At 42.9% G+C, this 25,509-nt stretch carries 12 protein-coding genes; 4 read left to right on the top strand and 8 right to left on the bottom strand.

What is annotated here, in order from left to right; translation table 11 throughout:
• Positions 1-11 precede the first annotated feature (11 nt).
• Positions 12-2,540, top strand: coding sequence for an AsmA-like C-terminal region-containing protein (locus I2I04_RS11050; protein WP_195655024.1), 2,529 nt, complete (start codon positions 12-14; stop codon positions 2,538-2,540).
• Positions 2,541-2,559: 19 nt separating this feature from the next.
• Entirely contained in the window at positions 2,560-3,174 is a 615-nt protein-coding gene (locus I2I04_RS11055; protein ID WP_143257998.1) for an L-threonylcarbamoyladenylate synthase, read from the top strand.
• Between the two features lie 92 nt (positions 3,175-3,266).
• On the opposite strand, the gene nagB is transcribed toward I2I04_RS11055, so the two are convergent.
• From nagB to I2I04_RS11070, 3 genes are read right to left on the bottom strand one after another with little or no spacing between them, the layout of a single operon-like run.
• On the bottom strand, positions 3,267-4,079 hold the full coding sequence (gene nagB / locus I2I04_RS11060; RefSeq protein ID WP_195655025.1) for a glucosamine-6-phosphate deaminase: 813 nt from the start codon (positions 4,077-4,079) through the stop codon (positions 3,267-3,269).
• A 51-nt stretch (positions 4,080-4,130) separates the two neighbouring features.
• Positions 4,131-5,327, bottom strand: coding sequence for an FprA family A-type flavoprotein (locus I2I04_RS11065; protein ID WP_143257997.1), 1,197 nt, complete (start codon positions 5,325-5,327; stop codon positions 4,131-4,133).
• 55 nt (positions 5,328-5,382) lie between these two features.
• Entirely contained in the window at positions 5,383-6,363 is a 981-nt protein-coding gene (locus I2I04_RS11070; protein WP_185911614.1) for a TIGR01212 family radical SAM protein, read from the bottom strand.
• A 475-nt stretch (positions 6,364-6,838) separates the two neighbouring features.
• On the opposite strand from I2I04_RS11070, the gene I2I04_RS11075 reads away from it, so the two are divergent.
• The gene (locus I2I04_RS11075) at positions 6,839-11,215 is read left to right on the top strand and encodes a hybrid sensor histidine kinase/response regulator transcription factor (RefSeq protein ID WP_195655026.1); all 4,377 of its coding nucleotides are present in this window, start codon (positions 6,839-6,841) and stop codon (positions 11,213-11,215) included.
• A gap of 94 nt (positions 11,216-11,309) precedes the next feature.
• The gene (gene xyl3A, locus I2I04_RS11080; RefSeq protein WP_195655027.1) at positions 11,310-13,901 is read left to right on the top strand and encodes a xylan 1,4-beta-xylosidase; all 2,592 of its coding nucleotides are present in this window, start codon (positions 11,310-11,312) and stop codon (positions 13,899-13,901) included.
• 665 nt (positions 13,902-14,566) lie between these two features.
• Here xyl3A and I2I04_RS11085 read toward each other — a convergent pair.
• The 5 genes from I2I04_RS11085 to I2I04_RS23510 all read right to left on the bottom strand — a co-directional run bounded on the left by I2I04_RS11085 (position 14,567) and on the right by I2I04_RS23510 (position 25,490).
• Positions 14,567-16,144: a glycoside hydrolase family 28 protein gene (locus I2I04_RS11085; protein WP_195655028.1), complete on the bottom strand. Its 1,578-nt coding sequence runs from the start codon at positions 16,142-16,144 to the stop codon at positions 14,567-14,569.
• A gap of 120 nt (positions 16,145-16,264) precedes the next feature.
• A complete protein-coding gene (locus I2I04_RS11090) occupies positions 16,265-17,905 on the bottom strand; it encodes a DUF5123 domain-containing protein (RefSeq protein WP_195655029.1) in 1,641 nt (546 codons plus the stop codon).
• Positions 17,906-17,936: 31 nt separating this feature from the next.
• Complete coding sequence (locus I2I04_RS11095) at positions 17,937-19,820, bottom strand: RagB/SusD family nutrient uptake outer membrane protein (protein ID WP_195472065.1); 1,884 nt, start codon at positions 19,818-19,820, stop codon at positions 17,937-17,939.
• A 19-nt stretch (positions 19,821-19,839) separates the two neighbouring features.
• Positions 19,840-23,046, bottom strand: coding sequence for a SusC/RagA family TonB-linked outer membrane protein (locus I2I04_RS11100; protein ID WP_143260425.1), 3,207 nt, complete (start codon positions 23,044-23,046; stop codon positions 19,840-19,842).
• Positions 23,047-23,087: 41 nt separating this feature from the next.
• Positions 23,088-25,490, bottom strand: coding sequence for a BACON domain-containing protein (locus I2I04_RS23510; protein ID WP_143260424.1), 2,403 nt, complete (start codon positions 25,488-25,490; stop codon positions 23,088-23,090).
• Positions 25,491-25,509 lie beyond the last annotated feature (19 nt).

The raw sequence follows: 25,509 nt of genomic DNA on the forward strand, positions 1-25,509 counted from the left end.
AATAGAAGCAAATGAAAAAAGGTTTGAAAATCGCAGCTATCACCGTAGGAGTAATTATCATTTTGATGTTCCTTCTTCCTTTCGCCTTCCAAGGAAAGATAGCCGACATTGTAAAAACAGAAGGCAACAAGATGCTTAACGCACAATTTGACTTTAAGAACCTTAACATTAGTCTGTTCCGCAATTTTCCACAGGCTTCTGTCACTCTCGAGGATTTCTGGCTGAAGGGTACAGGTGAATTTGCCAATGACACTCTTGTACAAGCCGGAGAAGTTACCGCCGCAGTCAACTTATTCTCTCTTTTCGGAGATAGCGGTTACGATATTTCTAAAATATTTATTGAAGACACACGGTTACATGCTATTGTCTTACCGGACGGACGTGCCAACTGGGATATCATGAAACCGGATACAGCTGCAACAGCAGAAACGTCTGTTACAGAAGAAGAAACATCTTCTCCCTTCAAAGTGAAACTGCAACGCTTTGTTATCAAAAACATGAATCTGATTTATGACGACCAACAAGGTAAAATGTATGCTGATATCCGCGACTTCAACGCTATCTGCGCCGGAGACTTAGGAAGCGAACATACCACTCTGAAACTGGAAGCGGAAACTAAATCACTCACCTACAAGATGAATGGAATCCCTTTCCTGGCAAATGCCAATATCTCCGCTAAAATGGACGTAGATGCCGACCTTGTCAACAACAAATACACATTAAAAGACAACACCATCCGCCTCAACGCCATTCAAGCAGGTATCGACGGCTGGGTAGCTTTGAAAGACCCAGCTATTGACATGGACTTGAAACTTAACACGAATGATATAGGCTTCAAGGAAATTTTGTCATTGATTCCCGCCATTTACGCCACAGAATTCTCCAGTCTGAAAACAGACGGAACTGCAACACTTACCGCAACGGCCAAAGGTATCCTGCAAGGAGATACCGTTCCCGCATTCAATATTGACATGCAGGTCAAGAATGCCATGTTCCGCTATCCGGCTCTACCGGCAGGAGTAGATCAAATCAACATCAGTGCCAACGTCCAGAATCCCGGAGGAAATATTGACCAGACTACAGTCAACATCAATCCGTTCAGTTTCCGCCTTGCCGGAAATCCGTTCAGCTTGACCGCCAATGTAAAAACACCGGTCAGCGATCCTGATTTTAAAGCAGAAGCGAAAGGAGTACTCAACTTAGGCATGATCAAACAAGTCTACCCGCTTGGAGACATGGAACTGAACGGTACTATCGATGCTGATATGCAAATGTCGGGACGCCTCTCATCTATCGAAAAAGAAGAATACGAGCGTATACAAGCTTCAGGTACTATCAGACTGACGGACATGAAACTCAAGATGAAGGATATGCCGGACGTAGAAATCAAAAAGTCACTCTTCACCTTCACCCCGAAATACCTCCAATTGAGTGAAACAACCGTCAACATCGGAAAGAACGATATCACAGCCGACAGCAAGTTTGAAAACTATATCGGTTATGCATTGAAAGGAACTACATTGAAAGGAAATCTGAATATTCGTTCCAACTACTTCAATCTGAACGACTTCATAACCGCTTCTACCGATGAAGCCTCCCCATCAGAAGCTGCGTCCGCCAACTCCGTAGCTACAGCTACCACAGGCATTGTTGAGGTTCCCCGCAACATCGACTTCCAAATGGACGCCAACCTGAAACAGGTGTTATTCGACAAGATGTCGTTCAATAATATGAATGGTAAACTTGTTGTAAAAGATGGCAAAGTGGATATGAAAAACCTTTCCATGAACACCATGGGTGGTAATGTCGTGATGAACGGCTATTACTCCACCGCCAACGTAAAGAAGCCGGAAATGAAAGCCGGATTCAAGCTCACCGATATCGGTTTTGCGCAAGCTTACAAAGAGCTGGATATGGTGCAGAAAATGGCTCCTATCTTCGAAAACCTGAAAGGTAATTTCTCCGGAAGCATCAATGTCCTGACAGATTTGGATGCAGCCATGAGCCCCGTACTGAATACAATGCAAGGTGACGGTAGCCTTTCCACGCGCGACCTTAGTTTAAGCGGAGTAAAAGCAATCGACCAGATAGCCGATGCCGTGAAACAACCAAGTCTGAAAGACATGAAAGTGAAAGACATGACATTGGATTTCACCATCAAAGACGGACGTGTAGAAACCAAACCATTTGATATAAAAATGGGAGACTATACGTTGAATCTTTCCGGCAGCACAGGACTCGATCAAACCATCGACTATTCCGGTAAAGTGAAACTGCCCGCATCCGTAGGCAATATCTCTAAGTTAATGACTCTTGACTTGAAAATCGGAGGTTCGTTCACCTCTCCGAAAGTCAGCGTAGATACCAAAAGCATGGCCAACCAAGCTGTCGAAGCCGTAGCGGATGAAGCAATCAGCAAACTCGGGCAGAAACTCGGACTGGACTCTGCCGCTACCGCCAATAAAGACTCAATCAAACAAAAAGTTACAGAGAAAGCTGCGGAAAAGGCACTGGATTTCTTAAAAAAGAAACTCAAATAAGAGTGAAGGAGGATAAGTTATGCTTCTGAAGTTATATGACAAAAATAACAATCCGCAGGATTTGCAACGAATCATCGATATCCTGAATGATGGCGGACTTATCATCTATCCTACCGATACGATGTACGCCATCGGCTGTCATGGTCTGAAGGAACGTGCAATAGAACGGATATGCCGGATTAAAGAAATAGACCCTCGAAAAAACAATCTGTCTATCATCTGTTATGATTTAAGCAGTATCAGCGAATATGCGAAAGTAAACAATAATGTATTCAAACTGATGAAGCATAATCTTCCGGGGCCATTTACCTTTATTTTAAACGGAACCAACCGGTTACCCAAAATCTTCCGCAACCGGAAAGAAGTGGGTATCCGTATGCCGGACAATAACATCATCCGTGAAATCGCACGCCTGCTGGACGCTCCCATTATGACCACCACACTGCCCCACGAAGAACATGAGGACTTGGAATATATGACAGATCCCGAACTTATAGATGAAAAGTTCGGTGACATCGTCGACCTGGTCATCGACGGCGGTATCGGAGGTATAGAACCTTCAACGGTAGTGAAATGTACGGACAACGAACTGGAAATCGTCCGACAGGGAAAAGGCTGGCTGGAAGAGAATTAATTCCCACTGACAGCTATCTCTAACTTACAAAATGGGCTGCAATCAATTCAACACTGATGCAGCCCATTCTTTTTATAGAATCAATTTTATGCTTACTTAATCAAAGATTCCGGATCTAAATGAGCAGACTCGATATCTTTGAAGTAACGGTAAGTACCTACTTTCAATTCCGCCGTAGCATCATCATCACAAACAATAATACCTTTTTCATGCATTTGCAATGCACTGATTGTCCACATCTGTGTGATAGCACCTTCTACTGCATGATACAAAGCACGAGCTTTGTTATGACCGTTTACAATAATCATCACTTCCTTTGCAGAAAGCACAGTACCCACTCCCACTGTCAAAGAAGTCTTGGGAACTTTGTTGATGTCATTATCAAAGAAACGGGAGTTAGCAATGATGGTATCCATCGTCAATGTTTTCTGACGAGTACGTGAAGTCAATGAAGATCCCGGCTCGTTGAACGCAATATGTCCGTCAGGACCGATACCGCCCATGAACAGGTCGATGCCACCGTATGACTTGATCTTTTCTTCATAACGTGCACACTCTGCATCCAAATCCGGAGCATTACCATTCAGAATATTCGTATTCTCCGGTTTGATGTCGATATGACCGAAAAAGTTATTCCACATGAAAGAATAATAGCTTTCCGGGTGTTCTTTCGGCAATCCTACATATTCATCCATGTTAAATGTTACCACATTCTGGAAGGAAACGATTCCTTTCTTATTCAGGTCGATCAGAGCTTTATACATACCCAGAGGAGAAGACCCGGTGGGGCAGCCCAATACAAATGGTTTTTCAGGGGTTGGATTGGCAGCTTTTATTTTAGCAGCAACATAATGTGCAGCCCACAGAGATACGGACTGATAGTCCGGCTGAATAATAAGTCTCATAAGTCGATTGTTTTATAGGTTAGTTAATAAATTATTATCTCATTCACAGTTTTAACGATCTTTCTTCAAACGATCCGCCATGGCACGTGCCAGATTTTCACACTGAGTATAAGTCAAGTCTTTCATCGCCTGTTTCATCTCCACCGGATCACCGATCAATTCGAATTTACTCTTTTCCGCAAACTCAGCCAGACGCTTCACCGCAGCACCTGCCCACGTGAAAGAACCGAAATAACCCAAATAACGCCCCTTCACCTCACGCAACAGAATCTTTGAAAGCAACGCTTCCACTTCCGGGAATATCTGATTACTATAAGTGGGAGAACCGATAATCAATCCCTTGTAACGGAAGATATCCGCTATAATATAAGAAGGATGGCTCTTTGTCACATTATGCATAACGATGTTCTTAACACCCTGTGCCGAAAGCTCTTCAGCAATAGCTTCCGCCATTTGCTCCGTATTTCCATACATGCTTCCATAAGCAATAACAACGCCTTCGTCTGCGTCATAACGGCTCAAACGGTCATAGATGCCGATTACCTTTGCGATATTCTCTGTCCATACCGGTCCATGTGTAGAACAGATGGCAGAAATAGGTAGTCCGCCCAATTTTTGCAAAGCTTTTTGCACGGGACTTCCGTATTTTCCTACGATGTTAGAGTAGTAACGAACCATTTCCCCCCAATACTTATCCACATTGATCCGCGTATCCAGGAATCCGCCATCTACAGTGCCAAAGCATCCGAATCCGTCGCCGGAGAAAAGAACGCCGTCCGTTTCATCAAAAGTCATCATCGTTTCCGGCCAATGCACCATCGGAGTCATATAAAAACGCAGTTTATGATGTCCCAAAGCTAAGAAATCACCTTCCTTTACCAAATATTGTTCGCCGGTTACCCCATAGAAACCCTCAATCATACCGAATGTCTGCTTATTACCCACGATAATAATTTCCGGATAATGTTGCTTAATCAGTCGGATCGATCCCGAATGATCCGGTTCCATGTGGTTTATAATCAAATAATTAATGGGACGTTCGCCAATCACTTGCTTAATCTTACGCAAGTAGACTTCAAAATAACAGATATCTACCGTATCCACCAATGCCACCATTTCATCATCAATCAGATAAGAGTTATATGAAACTCCATAGGGCAATGGCCACATCCCTTCAAATCTATGCTTGTTACGGTCATTCACTCCCACATAGTGGACATTTCCTTTAATTCTTGTTTTATGTTCCATTCTTCAAATCCATTTAATATTTCTTCCACCATCTATATTCCGCCCAAACAGCTATTCATTCAGTGGCAAGTTTATCGTCTGCAAAAATAATCCTTTTTTCCGAATCCCTATACTTCTTACCTTGATAAGCACCTCTTTCTTTCATTCTTTTTTGTAAACGCGCTACAAATTCATAATTTTTCAATCCCCAGTCCGGAGCTATTAATAAATCTTTAGGAGATTGGGAAACAAAACGCTCCACAACTATATCGGGACGGAGATGCTCTACATAATCAATCACCAGATCAATGTATTCCTCCACTTCGCTAAACAAATGAAAGCCAACAGGATTCTCATCATATTCGTGTGCCATTCGTGTACCACGAATCAACTGTAACTGATGGATCTTGAGTGTAGCTAAAGGCAGGTCGGAAAGGCTTTCCGCCTGCGCCACCATTGTATCATGCGTTTCGCCCGGAAGTCCGAGGATGATATGTCCGCCTGTCAGGATACCGCAGGCGGCTGTCCGCCGGACGGCTTCCACCGTATCTGCATAAGTATGCCCCCGGTTAATGCGTTTTAAAGTTTCATCACAAGTGCTTTCGATCCCATATTCAACCATAAGGAAAGTATGTTTGTTCAATTCTTCCAAGTAACGCAACAAACTCTCCGGCATACAATCGGGGCGTGTACCTATCACCAGCCCCACTACCCCATCTACCGTCAACGCTTCTTCATATTTACGCTTCAAGCCTTCCAGTTCCGCATACGTATTGGTATAGGCCTGAAAGTAGGCTAAATATTTCATTTCCGGATATTTATGGGCAAAAAAGTATTTACCTTCTTCCAATTGGGTAGTGATAGATTTCTCTGTCCGGCAATAATCCGGATTAAAAGTCTGGTTATTGCAATATGTACATCCGCCCCATCCTTTTGTTCCATCACGATTAGGACAAGTGAAACCTGCGTTCAATGAAATCTTTTGTACCTTGTAAGGAAAATATTTCCGCAAAAAAGTAGGAAAATCATTATATAATAGCTGCGTAGACATGTTCATTCACTTCTTTCTTTATTTTACCTACAAACATAAGCAAAATCAGCGAGTTATGGAAAGTTGGCACAAAATATCTTCAATATATTAAAAAAATCATAAATACTATAAGATAAATTAATAAACATTGCGATTCAAAAAACAATTTAATTAGCTTTGTTATGATTTTAGGCATTGGCAGGAGGATACTTGTGAAAGTCTTGTGCAATTTATTCCCCAATTTATGATTTCATCTCACCATACCCCATGCAACTCTTGTCAATAAAATTATCCTCTTTATATTCTGAATAAGATTATAAAGAGGATTTTTTAATGAATATTATTCTTTTCACTTTTCAAAAACAACGAAGAGAGAGCAATACGATATAGTAAAAAGAGGAAAAAATAAGCAAAAATGGGTATTATTCGTTCAAACCATTTATCGCGCTTTCTATTCTGCATTGTTTTATCTATTTTTGCTATAAACATTAAAGCAACTACTATGAAACGGCTCCATACTTTATTTCTTTTTCTAACAATAACGCTCACTCTAATTGCCCAACCCATCTGCCAAGTAAAACATTTTTCGGTGAGTGACGGTCTTGCTCAAGGAGTAGTGATGAGTATATTACAAGATCAGAAAGGGCTTGTCTGGTTCAGTACCTGGAATGGACTTAACAAGTTTGACGGATACACGTTTAAGACTTACAAAACTTCACAAGAGAGTAAATACGCATTCGGAAGTAATCGTATGGGAACTATTTCAGAAAGCAAATACGGAGATATATGGTGCCCCACTTACGATGGGCAAGCTTGTCTTTTTGATGTAGAGTCCGAGAAGTTTATTGATGTTCTTCAACCTATTGAACTTTCCACGAAACAAAGCAATTATGTTACACGTATCTATTCGTTGGAGAAAGGCATTGCCTGGATTCTCTGTGAAAATGGATATGCATTCAGAGTGGACGAGCAATTATGTAAAAAAGGAGAAGGTATCACACTTTATGCAACTTCGAATCACAACCTGAAAGGAGACCAGATATTTAACGTTTATCAAGACTCTGAAGAAGACGAATGGATATTGACGGACAAAGGAGTTTCCATCATAGGGAAGAAAACATTGGATACTGACTTTCCTTTTCAATTTATCACTCAAATAAAGGAAACGATCTATCTGATCGCAGAGAAAGATAAGTTAGCCAAGTATGACTTTCATACTAAAAAGCTGAAATTCGTAGATATTCCTTATCCGCACGATAAAATAAACAATGTTACTACGATAGGGAAAGATATACTGGCATTGGGAACAGACAATGGACTGATATTGTATTCTATTCCAAAGAACAGTTTCCAGCAAATAGATATCCGCACAGCTACACAAACTTCTAACTTTGTAGAATCTGTCTATCAGGACTGTCAAGGAGAGATCTGGGTCTTCTCAAAAGATCCTGGCATCGTCCGTCTTAATCTAGTGGCCAATGAGAAAGAACATCTGTTCACTCCCAAAGATGAAATTATCAAGCATGGACGCAAAAGTCGCAAACTTATATTTGAAGATAATGCCAAAAACCTATGGCTACTCCCCACAGAAGGAAACTTCTGCTATTATGACAGAAAAGAAAGAACACTCAAACCGCTTCTTACGGACATCAATAATCCCAAATCCATTTTCAGCCCGTTAGTCAGGTATTATACATTGGATAATCAGGGAAACTGCTGGTTCGCGACAGCACGCGGCGTAGAAAAGTTATGTTTCTTTCCACAAAGTTATCAATTCAATTTGACTGATTACGAAGCGGAAACACGGGCATTCCTGCAAGACAGCCATAATCGTTTATGGACAGCATCAAAGTCTAATTATATTCAAATATTTGCACCGGATGGCAGCCTGGTAGGATACTTATCCAAACAAGGGAATATCACAAAAGAAAAGCAAGCCTTCTTCAATGGAGTATATTCTATTTTAGAGGATAAAGAGGGAAATATCTGGTTGGGGACAAAAGATATCGGTCTCTTCCAACTAAAAAGAACAGGAGTCCCGCAAAAGATAAAAGCAAACCAAAAAGCAAGAGAAAATCAATACTCTATTCACCATTTTGAGCACCAGCCCAATGATCCTTACAGTTTAAGCAGCAACAGCATTTATACAATCTTTCAGGATAGTCGCAATAATATCTGGGTAGGGTGTTATGGAGGCGGGTTAAATTTGCTGACACAAACTAAAGATGGAAAGACCTCATTTATCCATAGTAATAATGAATTAAGAAACTATCCCATAGCTTACGGAATGAAAGTACGTAATATCGCTGAAGCTCCGGGAGGAGTTATTTTAGTGGGAACGACTAATGGATTGCTTACATTCTCGAACAATTTCGAACGTCTGGAAGAGATTAAATTCTACCGGAATATCCGCAGGCCGGGAGATAAAAACAGCCTTAACGCCAACGATATCATGCACATTTATACAGACAAAAATAAAACTACTTATGTGATTAGCTTTACCGGAGGCATAAACAAAGTGATATCTCCCCATCTGCTTAGTGAGAATATCCAATTCAAAAACTATGACAAGAATGACGGATTGGCTTCCGACTTGGCACTATCGATGATTGAAGATGCGCAGAATCAACTATGGGTTGTTTCGGAAATTGCACTTTCCAAATTCAATCCTGCCAAAGAAACATTTGAGAATTATGAGTTGAGTTCCATCTACCAGGATTTCAATTTTTCCGAAGCTCTTCCTATTATCAATGCCCGCAATCAAATTGTATTGGGAACTGATAAAGGTTTTCTGGAAGTTTCTCCGGAGAAGATGCGAAAGAGTGGCTATGTCCCTCCTATTGTATTTACAGGACTCAAGATTCAAGGACATTCCACCGCTCATTCTATCGACGATCTGGAAGAACTGGAACTGAAGCCGTCACAAAGGAATGTTACTTTTCAGTTTGCTGCACTTGATTACGTCAACCCGAAAGGGATTCTATACGCCTATCGCCTGCAAGGGCTAGAGGATGAATGGAATGAAGCTGATAATAACCGTTCTGCAAGTTACATCAATTTGCCTGCCGGCAAGTACCAGTTGCAGATAAAGTCAACAAACAGTGACGGAGTTTGGGTAGACAATGTACGAACTCTGCAAATACACGTGCTCCCCACCTTTTGGGAAACATATTGGGCATGGCTGCTCTATTTCACTCTGTTTATACTCTTCACGGCAAGTATCGTATATGTGTTGTTTTACATCTACCGGTTACGTCACAGAGTCGATATGGAGCAACAATTAGCAAATATCAAACTGCGATTCTTTACTGACATATCTCATGAGTTACGCACTCCGCTGACATTAATCAGTAGTCCTGTGACAGAAATCCTGGAGAATGAACCCCTCTCTCCTTCCGCCCGTGAACACCTGACTTTGGTACATCAGAATACAGAACGCATGCTCCGGCTGATGAATCAGATTTTGGATTTTCGTAAGATTCAGAATCAAAAGATGAAACTATTGATTGAAGAGACCGATTTGATTCCACTTTTGCAAAAGGTGATGAGTAGCTTTAAATCGATAGCCGAAGAAAAGAACATAAACTATCAGTTGACCTCTACCATCCAATCGGTTTATAGCTGGGTGGACAGAGATAAATTTGAAAAGATATTCTTCAATCTGCTTTCCAACGCGTTCAAGTATACACCTGCCAATAAATCAATAACAGTCAACATTACGACGAAAGAAAAGATGATAGAGATAGAGGTGGCAGACGAAGGAATCGGAATTGCAGTAGAAAAACAACATTCGTTATTCCAACGTTTCGAATCATTGGTAAAACAGAATATTCTGCAACCCTCTTCCGGCATCGGATTGTCTTTGGTGAAAGAGATGGTGGAAATGCATCATGGCACTATTACAGTAGACAGTCAGCCGGGAGCAGGCAGTCGTTTCACAGTAAGTTTACCTTTACAACGGGAGGTTTTCGAAGAAGATGTGCAGGTAGAGTTTATCCTGAACGACAGCCAAAGTTCAACGCCTCATCCGGTCGATAGCATGAAAGCGCCGGAAGAGGTGGAGGAAAAAGAAGACCTCGAGAATAATTCGGATGGTTTCTCCATATTGGTGGTAGAAGATAATGAAGAGTTGAAAGCATTTCTGAAAAACATCCTATCGGAGAACTACACTGTGATAACAGCTTCCAACGGTGAAGCAGGATTGCAGCATGCTGTTGACAATTTGCCAGATCTGATTATCAGTGATGTCATGATGCCTGTGATGGATGGTTTAGAGATGATCAGGCAAATCAAAGAGAACAATAATATTTGCCATATACCTATCATTGTGTTATCTGCGAAGGCTTCTTTGGACGATCGCATCACCGGATTGGAACAAGGTATTGACGATTATATCACCAAACCTTTCAGTGCCACTTATCTAAAAACCCGTATCGCTTCCCTGCTGCGTCAGCGCAAAGCATTGCAGGAAATTTACATGAATAGGCTGATGGAAGGAAAGACTGCCTCTTCTCCAGATCTTCTTACTCCTTCGCAACCACAAATTACTCCGTACGACGAGCAATTTATGGAGAAAGTAATGGCTTACATGGAAGAACAGATGGACAATGCCGAACTAACCATTGACCAATTTGCGGAACAACTGATGCTTAGCCGTACCATCTTCTACCGGAAATTAAAATCAATCGTCGGACTGACACCAGTGGACTTTATACGGGAAATACGTATCAAACGTGCCGTCCAATTGATTGACAGCGACGAATACAACTTCTCGCAGGTAGCATATATGACGGGATTCAACGATCCGAAGTATTTCAGCAAATGTTTCAAGAAAGTGATAGGAATTACACCATCAGAATATAAAGAGAGGAAAAAGTGAAGAATTCCTCCTTTTCTACCGGATAATCCCCACAAAAATAATGAAAAGCGCGTACTATTGCAGCCTCAAATCTAAAAACCAAAAGAACTAGAAAATGAAAAAGCAATGGATCATTGCCTGTCTTATCGGAATTCAAGGGGTAAATGTACAGGCACAACAACCCAGCAAGTATCCCTATCAGGACACGAAATTAACTGCCGAACAACGGGCGGACGACTTGCTTCAACGCCTCACATTAGAAGAAAAAGTAGCGTTGATGCAAAACAATTCCCCGGCTATTCCCCGGCTTGGCATTAAGCCGTATGAATGGTGGAACGAGGCTCTTCATGGCGTTGCCCGTGCCGGACTGGCTACCGTTTTTCCGCAAGCCATAGGCATGGCGGCTTCTTTCAACGACGAATTACTATATGAAGTCTTTGATGCCGTATCCGACGAAGCACGTGCCAAAAACCGCCAGTTCAATGAAAGAGGACAGTATAAACGTTATCAGGGACTGACCATGTGGACTCCCAACGTCAATATATTCCGCGACCCTCGCTGGGGACGGGGACAGGAAACATACGGTGAAGACCCTTATTTGAGCGGACGCATGGGAATGGCAGCCGTCAGAGGTCTGCAAGGACCGGAAAATGCCGAATATGACAAACTTCACGCCTGCGCCAAGCACTTTGCCGTTCACTCGGGACCGGAATGGAACCGCCATAGCTTCAATGCAGAGAACATCGCTCCCAGAGATTTATGGGAAACTTACCTTCCAGCTTTCAAAGAGCTGGTACAAAAGGCAGGAGTCAAAGAAGTGATGTGCGCTTACAACCGTTTTGAGGGCGATCCCTGCTGTGGCAGCAATCGCCTGTTAACCCAAATTCTCCGTAACGATTGGGGATTCAAGGGAATCGTAGTAACTGACTGCGGAGCAATCGGAGATTTCTTCCAACGCAAAAAACATGAAACGCATCCCGATGCCACCCACGCTTCCGCCGACGCTGTTTTAAACGGAACAGACCTCGAATGTGGCGGTAACTTCAAAAGTATCACTGATGCCGTGAAAAAAGGTCTGATTTCGGAAGAGAAAATCAACACATCAGTCAAAAGATTGCTGAAAGCCCGTTTTGAACTGGGAGAAATGAATCCGACTCATCCGTGGAGTAACATTCCTTATTCTGTTATCGACTGCCCCAAGCATAAAGAACTGGCACTGAAAATGGCACATGAAAGTCTTGTATTGCTTCAAAACAATAACAATATCCTTCCATTAAACCGCCAGATGAAAGTCGCAGTGATCGGCCCCAACGCCAACGACTCGGTAATGCAATGGGGTAATTACAACGGTTTCCCTTCACACACCGTAACTTTACTGGAAGGAATACGCGCCAAACTCCCCGACGCACAAATCATCTACGAACCTGTGTGCGGATACACAAACGATACCACCCTGCACAGCTTGTTCAACCAATGCAGCATCGACGGAAAGACCGGATTCAACGCTACCTATTGGAATAACCGTGAATATAAAGGTAAGATTGCCGCAACCGACCGTCTGACTACTCCTTTCCATTTCAGCGCAGAAGGTTCTACCGTATTTGCTCCGGGTGTGGGATTGAAGAACTTCACCGCCATCTATCGTTCTACTTTCCGTCCGACAGATTCCGGCGCCGCCACTTTCCGCGTGATGACGAATGGAGGAGTTACCTTATTCCTCAACGGCAAGCAGATAGCGGAAGCAACCAATATCAAGAATCACACCAACCTGTATTCGTTCAATTATGAAGCTGGAAAGAGTTATGACATTAAATTGCATTTTATTCAGGTAAAAGACAACCCAACACTTCATTTCGATCTGGCCAAACAGACTCCAATGGATGCCCATGAAGTCCTAAACAAGTTGAAAAATGCAGATGTAGTCATCTTCGCCGGAGGTATCTCTCCCCTGTTGGAAGGAGAATCGATGCGGGTATCTGATCCCGGATTCAAAGGTGGCGACCGTACGGAAATCGAATTGCCCGCCATCCAACGTGAAGTGCTCGCTCTCCTGAAAAAGAATGGAAAGAAAACTGTTTTTGTCAATTTCTCCGGTTCGGCAATGGCCATCGTACCCGAAACACAGAACTGCGACGCTATCCTGCAAGCATGGTATCCCGGACAGGCAGGCGGAACAGCCGTTGCCGATGTTCTCTTCGGAGACTATAATCCTGCCGGACGTCTGCCTATCACTTTCTATAAAAGCATACAACAATTACCGGATTATGAAGATTATTCAATGAAAGGACGTACCTACCGTTTCATGACGGAAACACCTCTTTATCCATTCGGCTACGGTTTAAGTTATACCCGTTTCTCTTATGGAAAAGCTACCCTGAACCAATCGAAGCTGACCAAAGGTGAAAAAGCGATCCTTACTATCCCGGTAAGCAACATCGGACAGAGAGATGGTGAAGAAGTGGTTCAAGTGTACATCTGCCGTCCTGATGACAAAGGAGGTCCACAAAAAACTCTTCGTGGTTTCCAACGGGTTAACATCGCTAAAGGTAAGACGCAGAATGTCCACATAGAGCTTCCATACGATTCTTTCGAATGGTTTGATACAGCAACCAATACCATACGTCCTTTAAACGGAACATATAAGATACTTTACGGAAACAGTTCAAATGAAAAAGACTTGCAAACGTGCAGTATTCAGATTCAATAGGTAATGCCATTCCATATATAATTTGAGGCTAAGTTGAACTTAGGCTACATTGAGAATTTATAAAAAATGGTTTTTATTGTCAGGCCAAGAGTTATGGTTTCATAAAGTAATTGTTTTCAGGCTATTACCTACTGACAATAGAAGCTGACAATAGGCTGACAATAAAGATTTCCGTCTTTTATTGTCAGCCTATGATTGTTTAATACTACACTATGCCACCATTACCCTTCACTCAGCACGCTGGCATTATTCCACCAAGATACCTTTATTATTCAATTAGGATGCCGCTATTGTTCCCCTAAAGCACCGGTCTTACTAGTTCTCCACGGCCGTGACGAGATCTCTCCACGGCTGTGGTAACATCTTCCCACGCCCGTGGTAGCTTCTCGTCACGGCCGTGGGAAGCCATTGATACCGACACACTGACTTAACTTTACCAGCATCTTAATACAACTATACAGGTATCTTAATGCAACAATACAAGTATCTTGAAACAATTATATAAGCATCTTGAAACAACAAAACAGGCTGACAATAAAAGACAGAGATCTTTATTGTCAGCCTATTATCAGCTTCTATTGTCAGCGGGTATAATACTGTTACTCAAACATTTAATTGCCATCCTGACAGATTGACAATAAAAACAGTATAAACAGCTGGTTAAATTAGTTTTTGGTTAGTAACCGTTTCTCTGAAATCGTTCCCAACTCTTTTCCGTTAATGGTGATATCCGTCGTATTTTCTATCTGTATCATAGATTGATCGGGAGTGTCAATTTCCACATTCTCAATGTTGAGCTTTGCCACTTTATTCACAACAATACCCTCTTTAGCACCCGTAACCACCATATTCTTAATGGAAATATCCTCGATCGGCATTTCGGGAAGTCCGTTCAGATAAGCTGCCCGTCCTGCTCCTCTGCAAAATACATCTGAAATATAAATGTTTCTGAAAGCAGGCGTTTCTTCACTCACACTCGGAACCGGTTCGCCGGGAGCACCTTTGACCGCGTAATACAAGTCGGCAATCAAGGCATCATTAGGAATATCAATCATATTTATATTATTGATATAAATATTCTCCACAACACCACCGCGTCCACGGGCACTTTTAAACCGTAATCCGACATCCGTACCGATAAAAGAACATTCGGACACATATACATTTTTCACACCACCGGACATTTCACTACCAATCACGAATCCGCCATGACCATGCAAAACAGTGTTGTTTCTCACAATTATATTCTCACAAGGTTCGCCCCTTCTGCGACCATCTTCATCTTTGCCCGACTTCAGGCAGATAGCATCATCCCCCGCATCAAAGAAACAGTTGGCAATCAACACATTCTTGCATGATTCCACATCCAGTGCGTCACCGTTTTGCGAATACCAGGGATTGAATACCTTTACATCATTCAATGTCAAAGACTCGCACGACAAGGGATGAAGACACCAACTCGGAGAGTTTTTAAAGGTCACACCTTCCAGAAGAATCTTTTTGCTCTTCACGATACTTAGCAATACAGGACGCAACCAACTCTTCATGTCTTCCCATTCCTCACTCGTGATTTCAGTCCGTTTATCTCCGCTGCCGGCCATGAGAACAGATGCTTTCAGCGCTCCTTCATTAGGATACCACACCTTTCCGTCCTCATCCACCTTACCACCGGAGTTCACCAGATTCTTCCATTGCCTGTCCGTCATCTTGTCCTTCTTCACGGGACGCCATCTGTCTCCTGCTCCATCGAAAACGCCATAACCGGTGATGGCTATGTTCTCCACATTCATTGCCGAGATAGGCGACTGGCAACGTTTGGCATCCAGTCCTTCAAACGAAGTGGTGATAATCGGATATAACGAAGTATCACTACTAAATACAATCAACGCATTCTTTTCCGCATGCAAATTGACGTTACTCTGCAAAACAATAGGTCCTGTCAGCCATAAGCCTTCCGGAATGACTACCTTGCCACCTCCCTTGTCATGCACCGCTTTGATCGCATTATTAATTGCCTCTGTATTCAGCGTCACGCCATCACTTTTTGCTCCGAAATCGCAAATGTCCACCTGATAATCGGGAAAAGAAGGTTGCTCTACTTCAGGCATCGAGAAGGGAAGGTCTTTATATACATCCCCCCACTTGTTTCCCTCACATTTAGAATCTGAACAGCCCTGTCCTAACACAACAGAGAAAAGGATAATCAGAAGCGTTCTCATTTTTTCTTCAAATAATCTATTCATTTTTTCAGCCTGATTTTAATTACGAATACATGGTTGCATGACGTAACAACTATTTCCATTTTCCTTTAGAAGCGAGATGCTCACTCCTAAAAGGAAAATGGTGATACATAAATATTTATATTAAGGAATCCAACGGGTGTCCCCCACACGATTGGTTACAATTGGTGATGAAGCATCCTTGATTGTCAAATCCCCATTCGCAGGATCAACAAACAAATCGGCAGCACTGACGCCCAACTCCGTCGCACGAAGGTTACTACCTCCCAAAGCGTAATCGGTAGTAATATAATTGTCAGAGAAAGTAGTTGTCGTGTTTGCACCAAGAGAGTAAGCCTGTCCACAAGGTGATGCCAACAGGAATTTCTCCATAATCAACTCTGAACCAACGGCAGCCGGCATATTAATCATCATGCTGTTAATACAGAAATCATAAACAGTCACATTCTTATATTCCAGATGAATAGGCGTACTCATGTCACGCGCCCAGAATAAGTTGCCGAAACTTCCCGTACCTGCCGGTAATCCCTGATGATCTCTGCTGAACGTACAATTTCTAAATACCGCTCTGTCCATCGTATCGTTGCCTGCTCCCGAACCTAAATAGATCGTACCATACGTACCTCCGGCACGTGCTCCACATAAATCCAACGTACAATCTTCCATCGAGAAATCCATTATATATTTCCGGTTAGATCCCTGATGACGCCAGAAGCCACGATTCAGTCCGGTGAATATGCAATTGAAGAAGCTAATATTTTCCAATGTATAAGAATTACCGCAATTAAAGAAGTAATTGTCAAGCACTTCCTGTTTGAACTTGATATTCTCAAATTCAAGACTGGCAATATAAGACCCGGAAGCAATTCTCCACGAACTTGTCAATACAACCTCTGCCATTTCACCTTCGGTGCTACCTACCAGTTTAAAGCCTTTCTTTATCTCAAACGGAGTCACCGTATAAGAAGAACCCGCCGGCAAGAAATATTCCGTTCCCTCCGGAATATCTGCATTATCGTTGTTCGTACTTAGTATTTCAGACAGATTATCATCCCATCCTATTATAATCGTTTCCATAGACGGACCTGCCGTACGGAAAGTCACCTGATTGTACGGCTTGTCATACTTGCGGGGTTTACCCGTATCGTACAAATTAGCTGCATACAACGTATTTCTAGTCAATCCGTCGATTTCTGCATACCCCTGTGCCATTTCCTCCGCTGTCAAATAACGCGTCACCTCTTCCAGCGTAGTGTCCATGCTTGGCTTCACGCTGATACTATCTACCGGGTTTTCCGGATCGATCGTCCAACGGATAACCGCTGTGTTTTCAGTAATCTCTCCTCTGGAGACATCCTCCACAATTTTAGCATAGTCGGGACGCGGTTCTGTGGTAGCCGAGGCATAAGCCCACTGTGAGTTATTGATAGCATTCGCAGCATTGGCACGCACACGAATATAAAAGGTGGTCCCGTATGGTATGTCGTCCATGAAAATATAAGGTTCTGTTGTTTCCACCGAAGCAAAAAGATTTCTGTAATAGTTATCCAAATGATATTCTACCGTATAAGAAACTGCTTCATTCACTTTATACCACACCAAGGCAATGGAGTTGCTCTTCACTTCCGGTTCTTCCAACACATAACGAGGCTGGAACAGGTCGTCTATCTTATGATATTCATCCTCCTTACAAGCGGTGAAAAGCACACCGGAAAGCAACACGGACATGGTCATTGCCGACCATATATATTTTAATCTCATCATAGTTCTTTCAATTTACTTTTGAGTTGTTGAATTAAAAACCGTAATAGTTCTGTATCAATCCGCGATGATCGGTGATAACTTTCGTCGGATAAGGACACAAGTATCTTAATGGATCGGTGGGTTTCACTATCCGGTCATTATTCATATTGATAAATCCTCTGAAACTCCAGGATATGGCATCAGCTGTTTTGTAAGTCTGTGTCTCCCTATCGAGCACCCTCCAACTAATAGCATATTCCTGATCTTCATATCCAGCCGGACGAGCATGCATATATTCATCAATTCCCTGAATATCAAGGATGGTACGACCATTATTCACCGGGTCCGGTATATCTTTATAATAAATATTAGTCGGCACATCATCAATTCCTTCTATGTACTGTCCGTTAGCCACAAGCCCCCAATTTACCATTTCGTTGTATAAATTGTATATCACTTCTCCATACTTGTTCCAACGCGCCAAATCATATTTGCGAATACTTTCACCTCCGAATTCCCATTTCCGTTCATTCATCAACGCTTCAAAGAATGTTTCTTCGCTGCCAAGACTTTCCACATACGATTCCACCTTGTCTGTCCACATCGAAGCGTCAAAAGCTCTTCTTCTTACGCGCTTCAATGCCTCTTTCGCATCTTCGCGAGGTCCGAAACGTTCATTTACAGCTTCCGCATAAAGCAATAACACATCCGCAAATCTCATTCGGACAGCATTGATACCTGTATTACCCTGGCTGGAAGAGCCCATCGGCGCATCCATTTTCAACTTTGACCATTTTCCTACGCCCATACCGGCAATCCCCATATCAAGTTCCTGATTCAAATCTTCATCATATTTATAAGGAGCACAAGTCACGTCACGACGCAAATCATTCTTATCAAAAGAGAAGATATACGTCCCACAGAACGTTACATAGTTTCTGGCACGTCCATATTCATGGTCTCCCTCCGCTATTGTCACTCCGATATTAAAAGCATAGCGTCCGGTAGTACCTTTCAACATCGGCACGGCAAAAATGATGTCGTCATTGCTGACCGTTGTCCACTTACATTCATTCGCCCATACTTGCTCATAGCTCTGCCTCAGATCGTGTTTTCCTTCACCAATCACTTTACCCAGATATTCAATGGCAATATCATAATAATGCTCGAAGTTCTCTCCGCGTTCCATGTAACCGATACTGGAGGGATTATCTTTATCGGGACGTAAAGTCCATCCGCCACGATTCATAGCCAACAGCCCGATCAACCCCTGACAATATTCTCTGGAAGCACGTTCCACACCATAATCCAGATCGGCAGCATATTTCATACCCGGCTCCACACTGATTAGATCTTCAATCAGAAACTCCAGAATCTCATTGCGGTCTGTCACTCCTACCAAAAAGTTATCAGTAGACTCTGACGGTTTTGTAACAAATATCACATCTCCAAACGTACGGATCAAATCCAGATAAAGCATGGCCCGGAGGGTTTTAATCTCTCCGTACATGTGTTTCAACTGTTCGCTGGTTCTGCCCTGCAAATACAAAGGAGAGTTTTCAATTCCCTCAATGATGTCATTAGACACATTAATGGCAGAATAAACAGCATTCCATGTATCGTTCAGAGTACTCCAATAAGGTTTCACATCAAAACAACCGACGTCCGATCCGGCAGAGTTGACCGTATTATTGGTGAAAGAAGACATCTCTACATCAGTATTCGTATTTAAATTGTAGGCAAATGCTCCTCCATATATCTGATCTCTGGTCATTGCCGAATAAACATTAGTAATCAAAGAATTGATTTCATCTTCCGACTCGAAAAGATACTCGGGAGTAAATCCTGCCGGAGGTTCCACATCCAGAAAGTCATTGCAGGAAGACATCGACAGTCCCAGGCAAACAATAGCCGAATATATTAATTTCTTATTCATAGTTCTTCTGTATTAATTGTTAAAATGTCAGTTGCACGCCAAAAGTGTAAGTACGGCTTCTCGGATAGGCATCATGATCGATATTCGGTGTTAATCCGGTAGCGATATTTACTTCAGGATCGTACCCGGAATAACCTGTGATCGTCCAAAGGTTATAGCCCGACATATAAAAACGCACTCTGTTCAATCCAGCTTTACGAGTCCATGCCTGCGGGAGAGTATATCCCAGTGTAAGGGTATTCAGACGCAAGAACGAACCGTCTTCAATAGCATACGACATCGCAATGGGACGTCCGATAGAGGTCGGATTCCACATCGTTGCATTCTCGTTGAACTTCGCCAATGCTTCCGGATTATAACGGATCTCATTTCCCATATCATCAAAATTACGCCAACGCTTGTCGGAAGCAACATCCATACTAAGGTTATTGCCACTATTATCATACCAAGTAGTCATCATGATTTTATTTGCATTATACACATCAAAACCATACATGAAATTAAAAAACATACTCAAATCAAAGCCTTTATAGGTAGCGTTCAGTCCGAATCCTCCCGAAAACTTGGGAGTTGTTTCACCAATTACAGTACGGTCGTCATCCGTAATCTGATAAGGATTGGCACTATTCTCATCCACCGGAGTCAACTTCTTGAATTTAGCATTACCCGGACGTGGTGTTCCTGACAACGGGCTGGAGTCCACTACTCCGTCTTTCAATTTCCAGGTTCTGGCGGCAGAATCAAAAGACTCGAAATCATTCATTGTATAAAAGCCGTCATTCACAAATCCGTAGATGAGACCACTGGTTCCGCCTACGCGCGCCCGATAATCATCAGTATTGAGCAACTGTGTCCCCGCCCATCCGGAAGACAGAATCCATTCATTTTCTCCACTCGACAGTTTATCGATTTTGTTCTTATTATGCCCGATATTAAAGGTTGCATTTAAACTAAAATCTTTAGTCTCAACAATGTATCCTGACAATGAAAGCTCAATACCTCTATTGGAAGTCTGCCCCACGTTGCTCATGAGACTCGTATAACCAGTATAGCCAGGAATATCCGAAGGAACGAGCAAATCTTTTACTGTATTCCAATAAATATCAAGCGAACCGCTCAACCTTTCTTTGAAGAAACCGAAGTCCACACCCAAGTTTCGAGTGATCGTTGTTTCCCACTTCACATCCGGATTATAAAGATAACTGGTATTGTAGAAACGATAATAGTAACGGGAAATTTCTCCCCATCCCGCCGGACGGTTGCTGCTTACCCCATAATATTTGGCATACAGGTCGGCAGGAATCCGGTCGTTACCGGACGTACCGTAGCTCAACCTCAATTTCAAATTGGAAACGATCGGGCTGTCTTTCAGAAAATCCTCATTAGACATACGCCAGGCAATAGCAGCTGCCGGGAAAAATCCCCAACGATTGCCGGAAGCAAATTTTGTAGAGCCATCGGCACGCAACGTCAATGTCGCCAGATACTTATCTTCATACCCATAGTTGATACGACCAAAGAAAGAAGCTATACGCGACGGAGATCCCGCTGAAGAAGAATTCTCATAAGGCGTACCCAACGCCAAGTTATCAAACGCCTTCTCTGCTGTAGTATTGGCAGGAAAATAACGGGTCGTATAGGTCTTCCCCTTTGTGATATTATGTTTCATTTCCTGTCCGATCATTAACCGGAAGTCATGTACATCATTCAACATGAAGTTGTAATTCAGTACATTGCTTAATTGCCATTTGGAGGTTTGACTCATTCCCCATTCTACAAACGGCAGATTATTATGACTCCGGGCCGTACTGGTATCTACTCCCCAAAAACGTCGATTCTCTGTCGTGCTATATTCATAGCCAAATTCCGAACGGAAAGTCAGTCCTTTCAAAATATCCCAAGTCAGTGCTCCCATCGTATTGAACGTTTTTGAAATTCGTTTCCGGTAGTTTCTCTCCGATTCCTCTATCGGATTAAAACGTACCTCTTCATCATAGGATTCCGGATCGAAATATATATTATCTTCCGGTAAGGTCATGTATTCATCCAATCCTCTTGTAGGAGCTTGACGGAGTGCAGAAAGCAAACTCACTCCTTCTGTCCCGGAACCGTCCACCACTTTATGTACCACACGCGTACGATATTCAAAGGTCAGTTTATCAAGAATCTTAGTATTCAACGTCATATTCAGGTTGTTCTGCTTCAGTCCGTTATTCACCATTACACTTGGCTGATCCTGATGGATAAAAGAGAATTTATATTTCGTTTTCTCCGTACCTCCATTCAGGCTGATATCTACATACTTAGCCACCGGATTGGTACCGAACACTTCATCTTGCCAATCCGTACCTTCGTCACCCTGATAAATATACAGTTCATTGGCCCTGCCATACCTGTCAAAAAAACCGGTAGGATTAGAACTTCTCTGACGCTCGTATTCATACTGCATCAGTACGAACTCATACGGGTCCATAACATCCAGTTTGTTCGACAAAGTCTTGGTTTGCAGGTAAGCATTTACATTGATGCTCACCCGTCCTTCCATTGGCTTTTTAGTGGTAACAAGAATAACGCCGTTCGCACCACGGGCACCATAGATTGCTGTTGAAGCAGCATCTTTCAATACTTCGATAGACTCCACATCGGTAGGAGGAATATCATTCAGGCTTCCAACTTCAAAACCATCCACCAAAATAAGCGGAGTGTTATCCTGCGTAATGGATCCTCCACCACGAACAAGAATCTTTATTTCTGCATCCGGCGAACCGTCTACGGAAGTAATCTGTACACCCGGAAGTTTTCCGACCATAGCTTCAGCCACTGAAGCTGTCGGAACCTTCTCCAATACCTTTCCTGACACACTGGCGATTGCACCGGTCAAATTTCCCCTCTTCTGAGTGCCATAGCCTATCACAACCACATCGTCCAACTGTCCGACTGCTTCCGTCATTTTAATAAGAATACCTGATGTACGCCCTTTCAATGGCTCCTTTATTTCATTCATCCCGACATATCGAACCACCAGTACAGCGGTTTTCGCATCGGGAACATTGATGGAAAAATTCCCGTCAAGATCCGTCGTAGCTCCAATGGTTGTTCCTTCTACCATCACCGCAGCTCCGATTACAGGTCCCAAATCATCTGTCACCGTACCGGTCACAACCTGGGCGGAAGTGCCTACCGCAACCAGTAGGAGAGTAAAAATACTTATGATAATTTTATTCATTACAGTATAAGTTTTTAGTTACATATTTAAGTAGACAGCTTTTATTCTACTGTTCCTCCCTGAATTTGGGCATAAACAATGTGCTGTACCAGATTGTGGAGATAAATCTCCAGATTTGAATAACGGGAATTAAGCGTGAATCCGGAAGCGTCTGCCGCATTCTCTTTATCCAGTCCATACGCATCTTCCCAAATATCAGGTATTCCGTCTCCATCCGTATCTTTCAAGTTTGCAGATGATACACCGTTACCCGATAACTCCGGCCAGGCACTCACTGCCCCCGCAGGTTTTACATCATCCGGAAGATCGATCAGCCCCGGTGAATCTCCCGCATTCGGAGTCACACTACCGATGTAGGTTGCTGTTCCGTTCCGGGTTTCCATGGCAATCCGGTCGTCAATCAGATCACGTCCCTTCGAACATCCTGCATAATCAACAACAAGATCAAAGGCCTGCTGTGCAGAGTGAGTAGTTACTCTACCGGTTGCCAAAGGAGTGGTAAGATGCATTTCTGCTTTTACCTGATCATTAAATGTGTCATCACATCTCGAATTATCAATTTGCTCATAGATACCTTTCGTCCAATTGTCCGCTGTCACCTCGGCATTGCCTTCTACTACGTTGCCATCTACATAGAACGTACCCCATTTGTGCATCATCGGGAACCATGCATTCGGTGTTCCATCTTCCTCATGACAATAATCATAAGTACGAACCCCAATTCCGGCGATCCGATAACGGACATAATTGTTTGGAGTTGCCGGTCCCGGCTTATAATAGTTGTTCACTATGTTCACGTTCATACCTTCACCGCCATAACAACCGTTTCCACCCCAATTGTAGAACACATTGTTACGCATATCCATATATTCGTTCTCCTGTGTTTTAGGACGAGGGCCAAGACGGGGCACACGGCTTCCGTGATGTGCCAATAAATTATGATGGTAAGACACATTCGTACCTCCCCAGTTTCCACCGTAACCGTGCGTACCTTTGCCGTGCCCTGCTGTACGGAGACTTTCCGAAGCAATACACCATTGGATAGTCAAGTTTTCTCCACCATATACTGATAAACACTCATCAATACTCCAACTAATTGAACAATGGTCTACAATCACGTTGGTATTTTCCATACCTCCCAGCCCGTCAGGTTCACCGCCACTCTCATTACCGACACGAAAACGCAAATAACGAAGAATGATATTATCCGCTGCCAGAACTACCGGATAGCTGGCAATACAAATTCCTTGTCCGGGGGCTGTTTGCCCGGCAATAGTCAGATTACCATATCGAATCCTCAAATCACTTTTCAGGAAAATCGTACCTGCCACATCGAACACAATGGTACGGGTGTCCCGCTGATTGATGGCATAGCGTAAGGTTCCTTCCTGCTCTCCGTCTTCCAAAGTGGTCACATGATACACTTTTCCACCACGTCCACCGGTAGTGACACGTCCAAAGCCTTCCGCTCCGGGAAATGCCAATAAAGTAGCCGCATCGTCACCAATAGTCATATTGGCTTTACCATACTGAAGAATATCAACAGTTTCTTCCAATGTGACATTTTTCACTGTTACTTTAGCCTTTCGCGGAAAGTCCGTTTCATTATCTTTTATTTGCAGCACAATCTGTGAAGAGGTAGAGGCTTCCCGATCCCAAGTAATCCAGGATTCTCCTGTTTCAATCGTGTATTCTGCACCGTCAAATTCTCCTAAATCCACAGGAATCGACAGCGTATGATAACGATAAGGCAGGACAAATTCTTTTGTCGCCAGTTCAAGAAAAGCTTGTGATACTTCTTGAGTCAACTCAACGGTTCTGCCAAGTACATAATCGCCGGTAGTCTTGAACACAATTTTTCCTACTCTTTCCAATCCATTATTCGGCGATAGGAAGAAAATGCGTTCATTACTTGTAAAAGCACGTGTTCTGCTTAAAACATCTTCTACAGGCCGTATCCAAGAAGCGTATTCTTCATCGATCGATACTTCCCAGTCCACATTAGCCACTACCGTAACAGAGAACTCCCCTCCCCTGAAGGAGAGTTTTTCTTTTGAATAATCAAGTAATATATCCGGATCTCCTCCTAATTGCTCTACGGCAATTTCTTTTTCAATGGTAGTGTTTCCCGACTCCTGCACGACTTTAATCATGCCTTCGCGTTTCTCTCCCTGCGTATTGTCTGTAAAAAACAGGCGCAAATCGGCACTGCCGTTACCGGTTGAGCGGGAAATGCTTAACCAATCTCCGCCATTTATCACAGAAGCACTCCATTCACCCGTGGCCGTCACAGAGACAGTATATGATCCTTGTATATTAGAAAGTTTTACACTCTCTTTAGATAGTTCCAATGAATTGGCAATCAATGTTTCGTCAGCCTCATCCGAAGAACTACATGCCCCCAATACACAAGATAATAGTAATATGAATATAAATGATTTCATGTGCTAATTCTTTATCTGT

Origin of the sequence: Bacteroides sp. 1001136B_160425_E2 (genome assembly GCF_015559655.1) — a bacterium.
Lineage (GTDB): Bacteria > Bacteroidota > Bacteroidia > Bacteroidales > Bacteroidaceae > Bacteroides > Bacteroides luhongzhouii.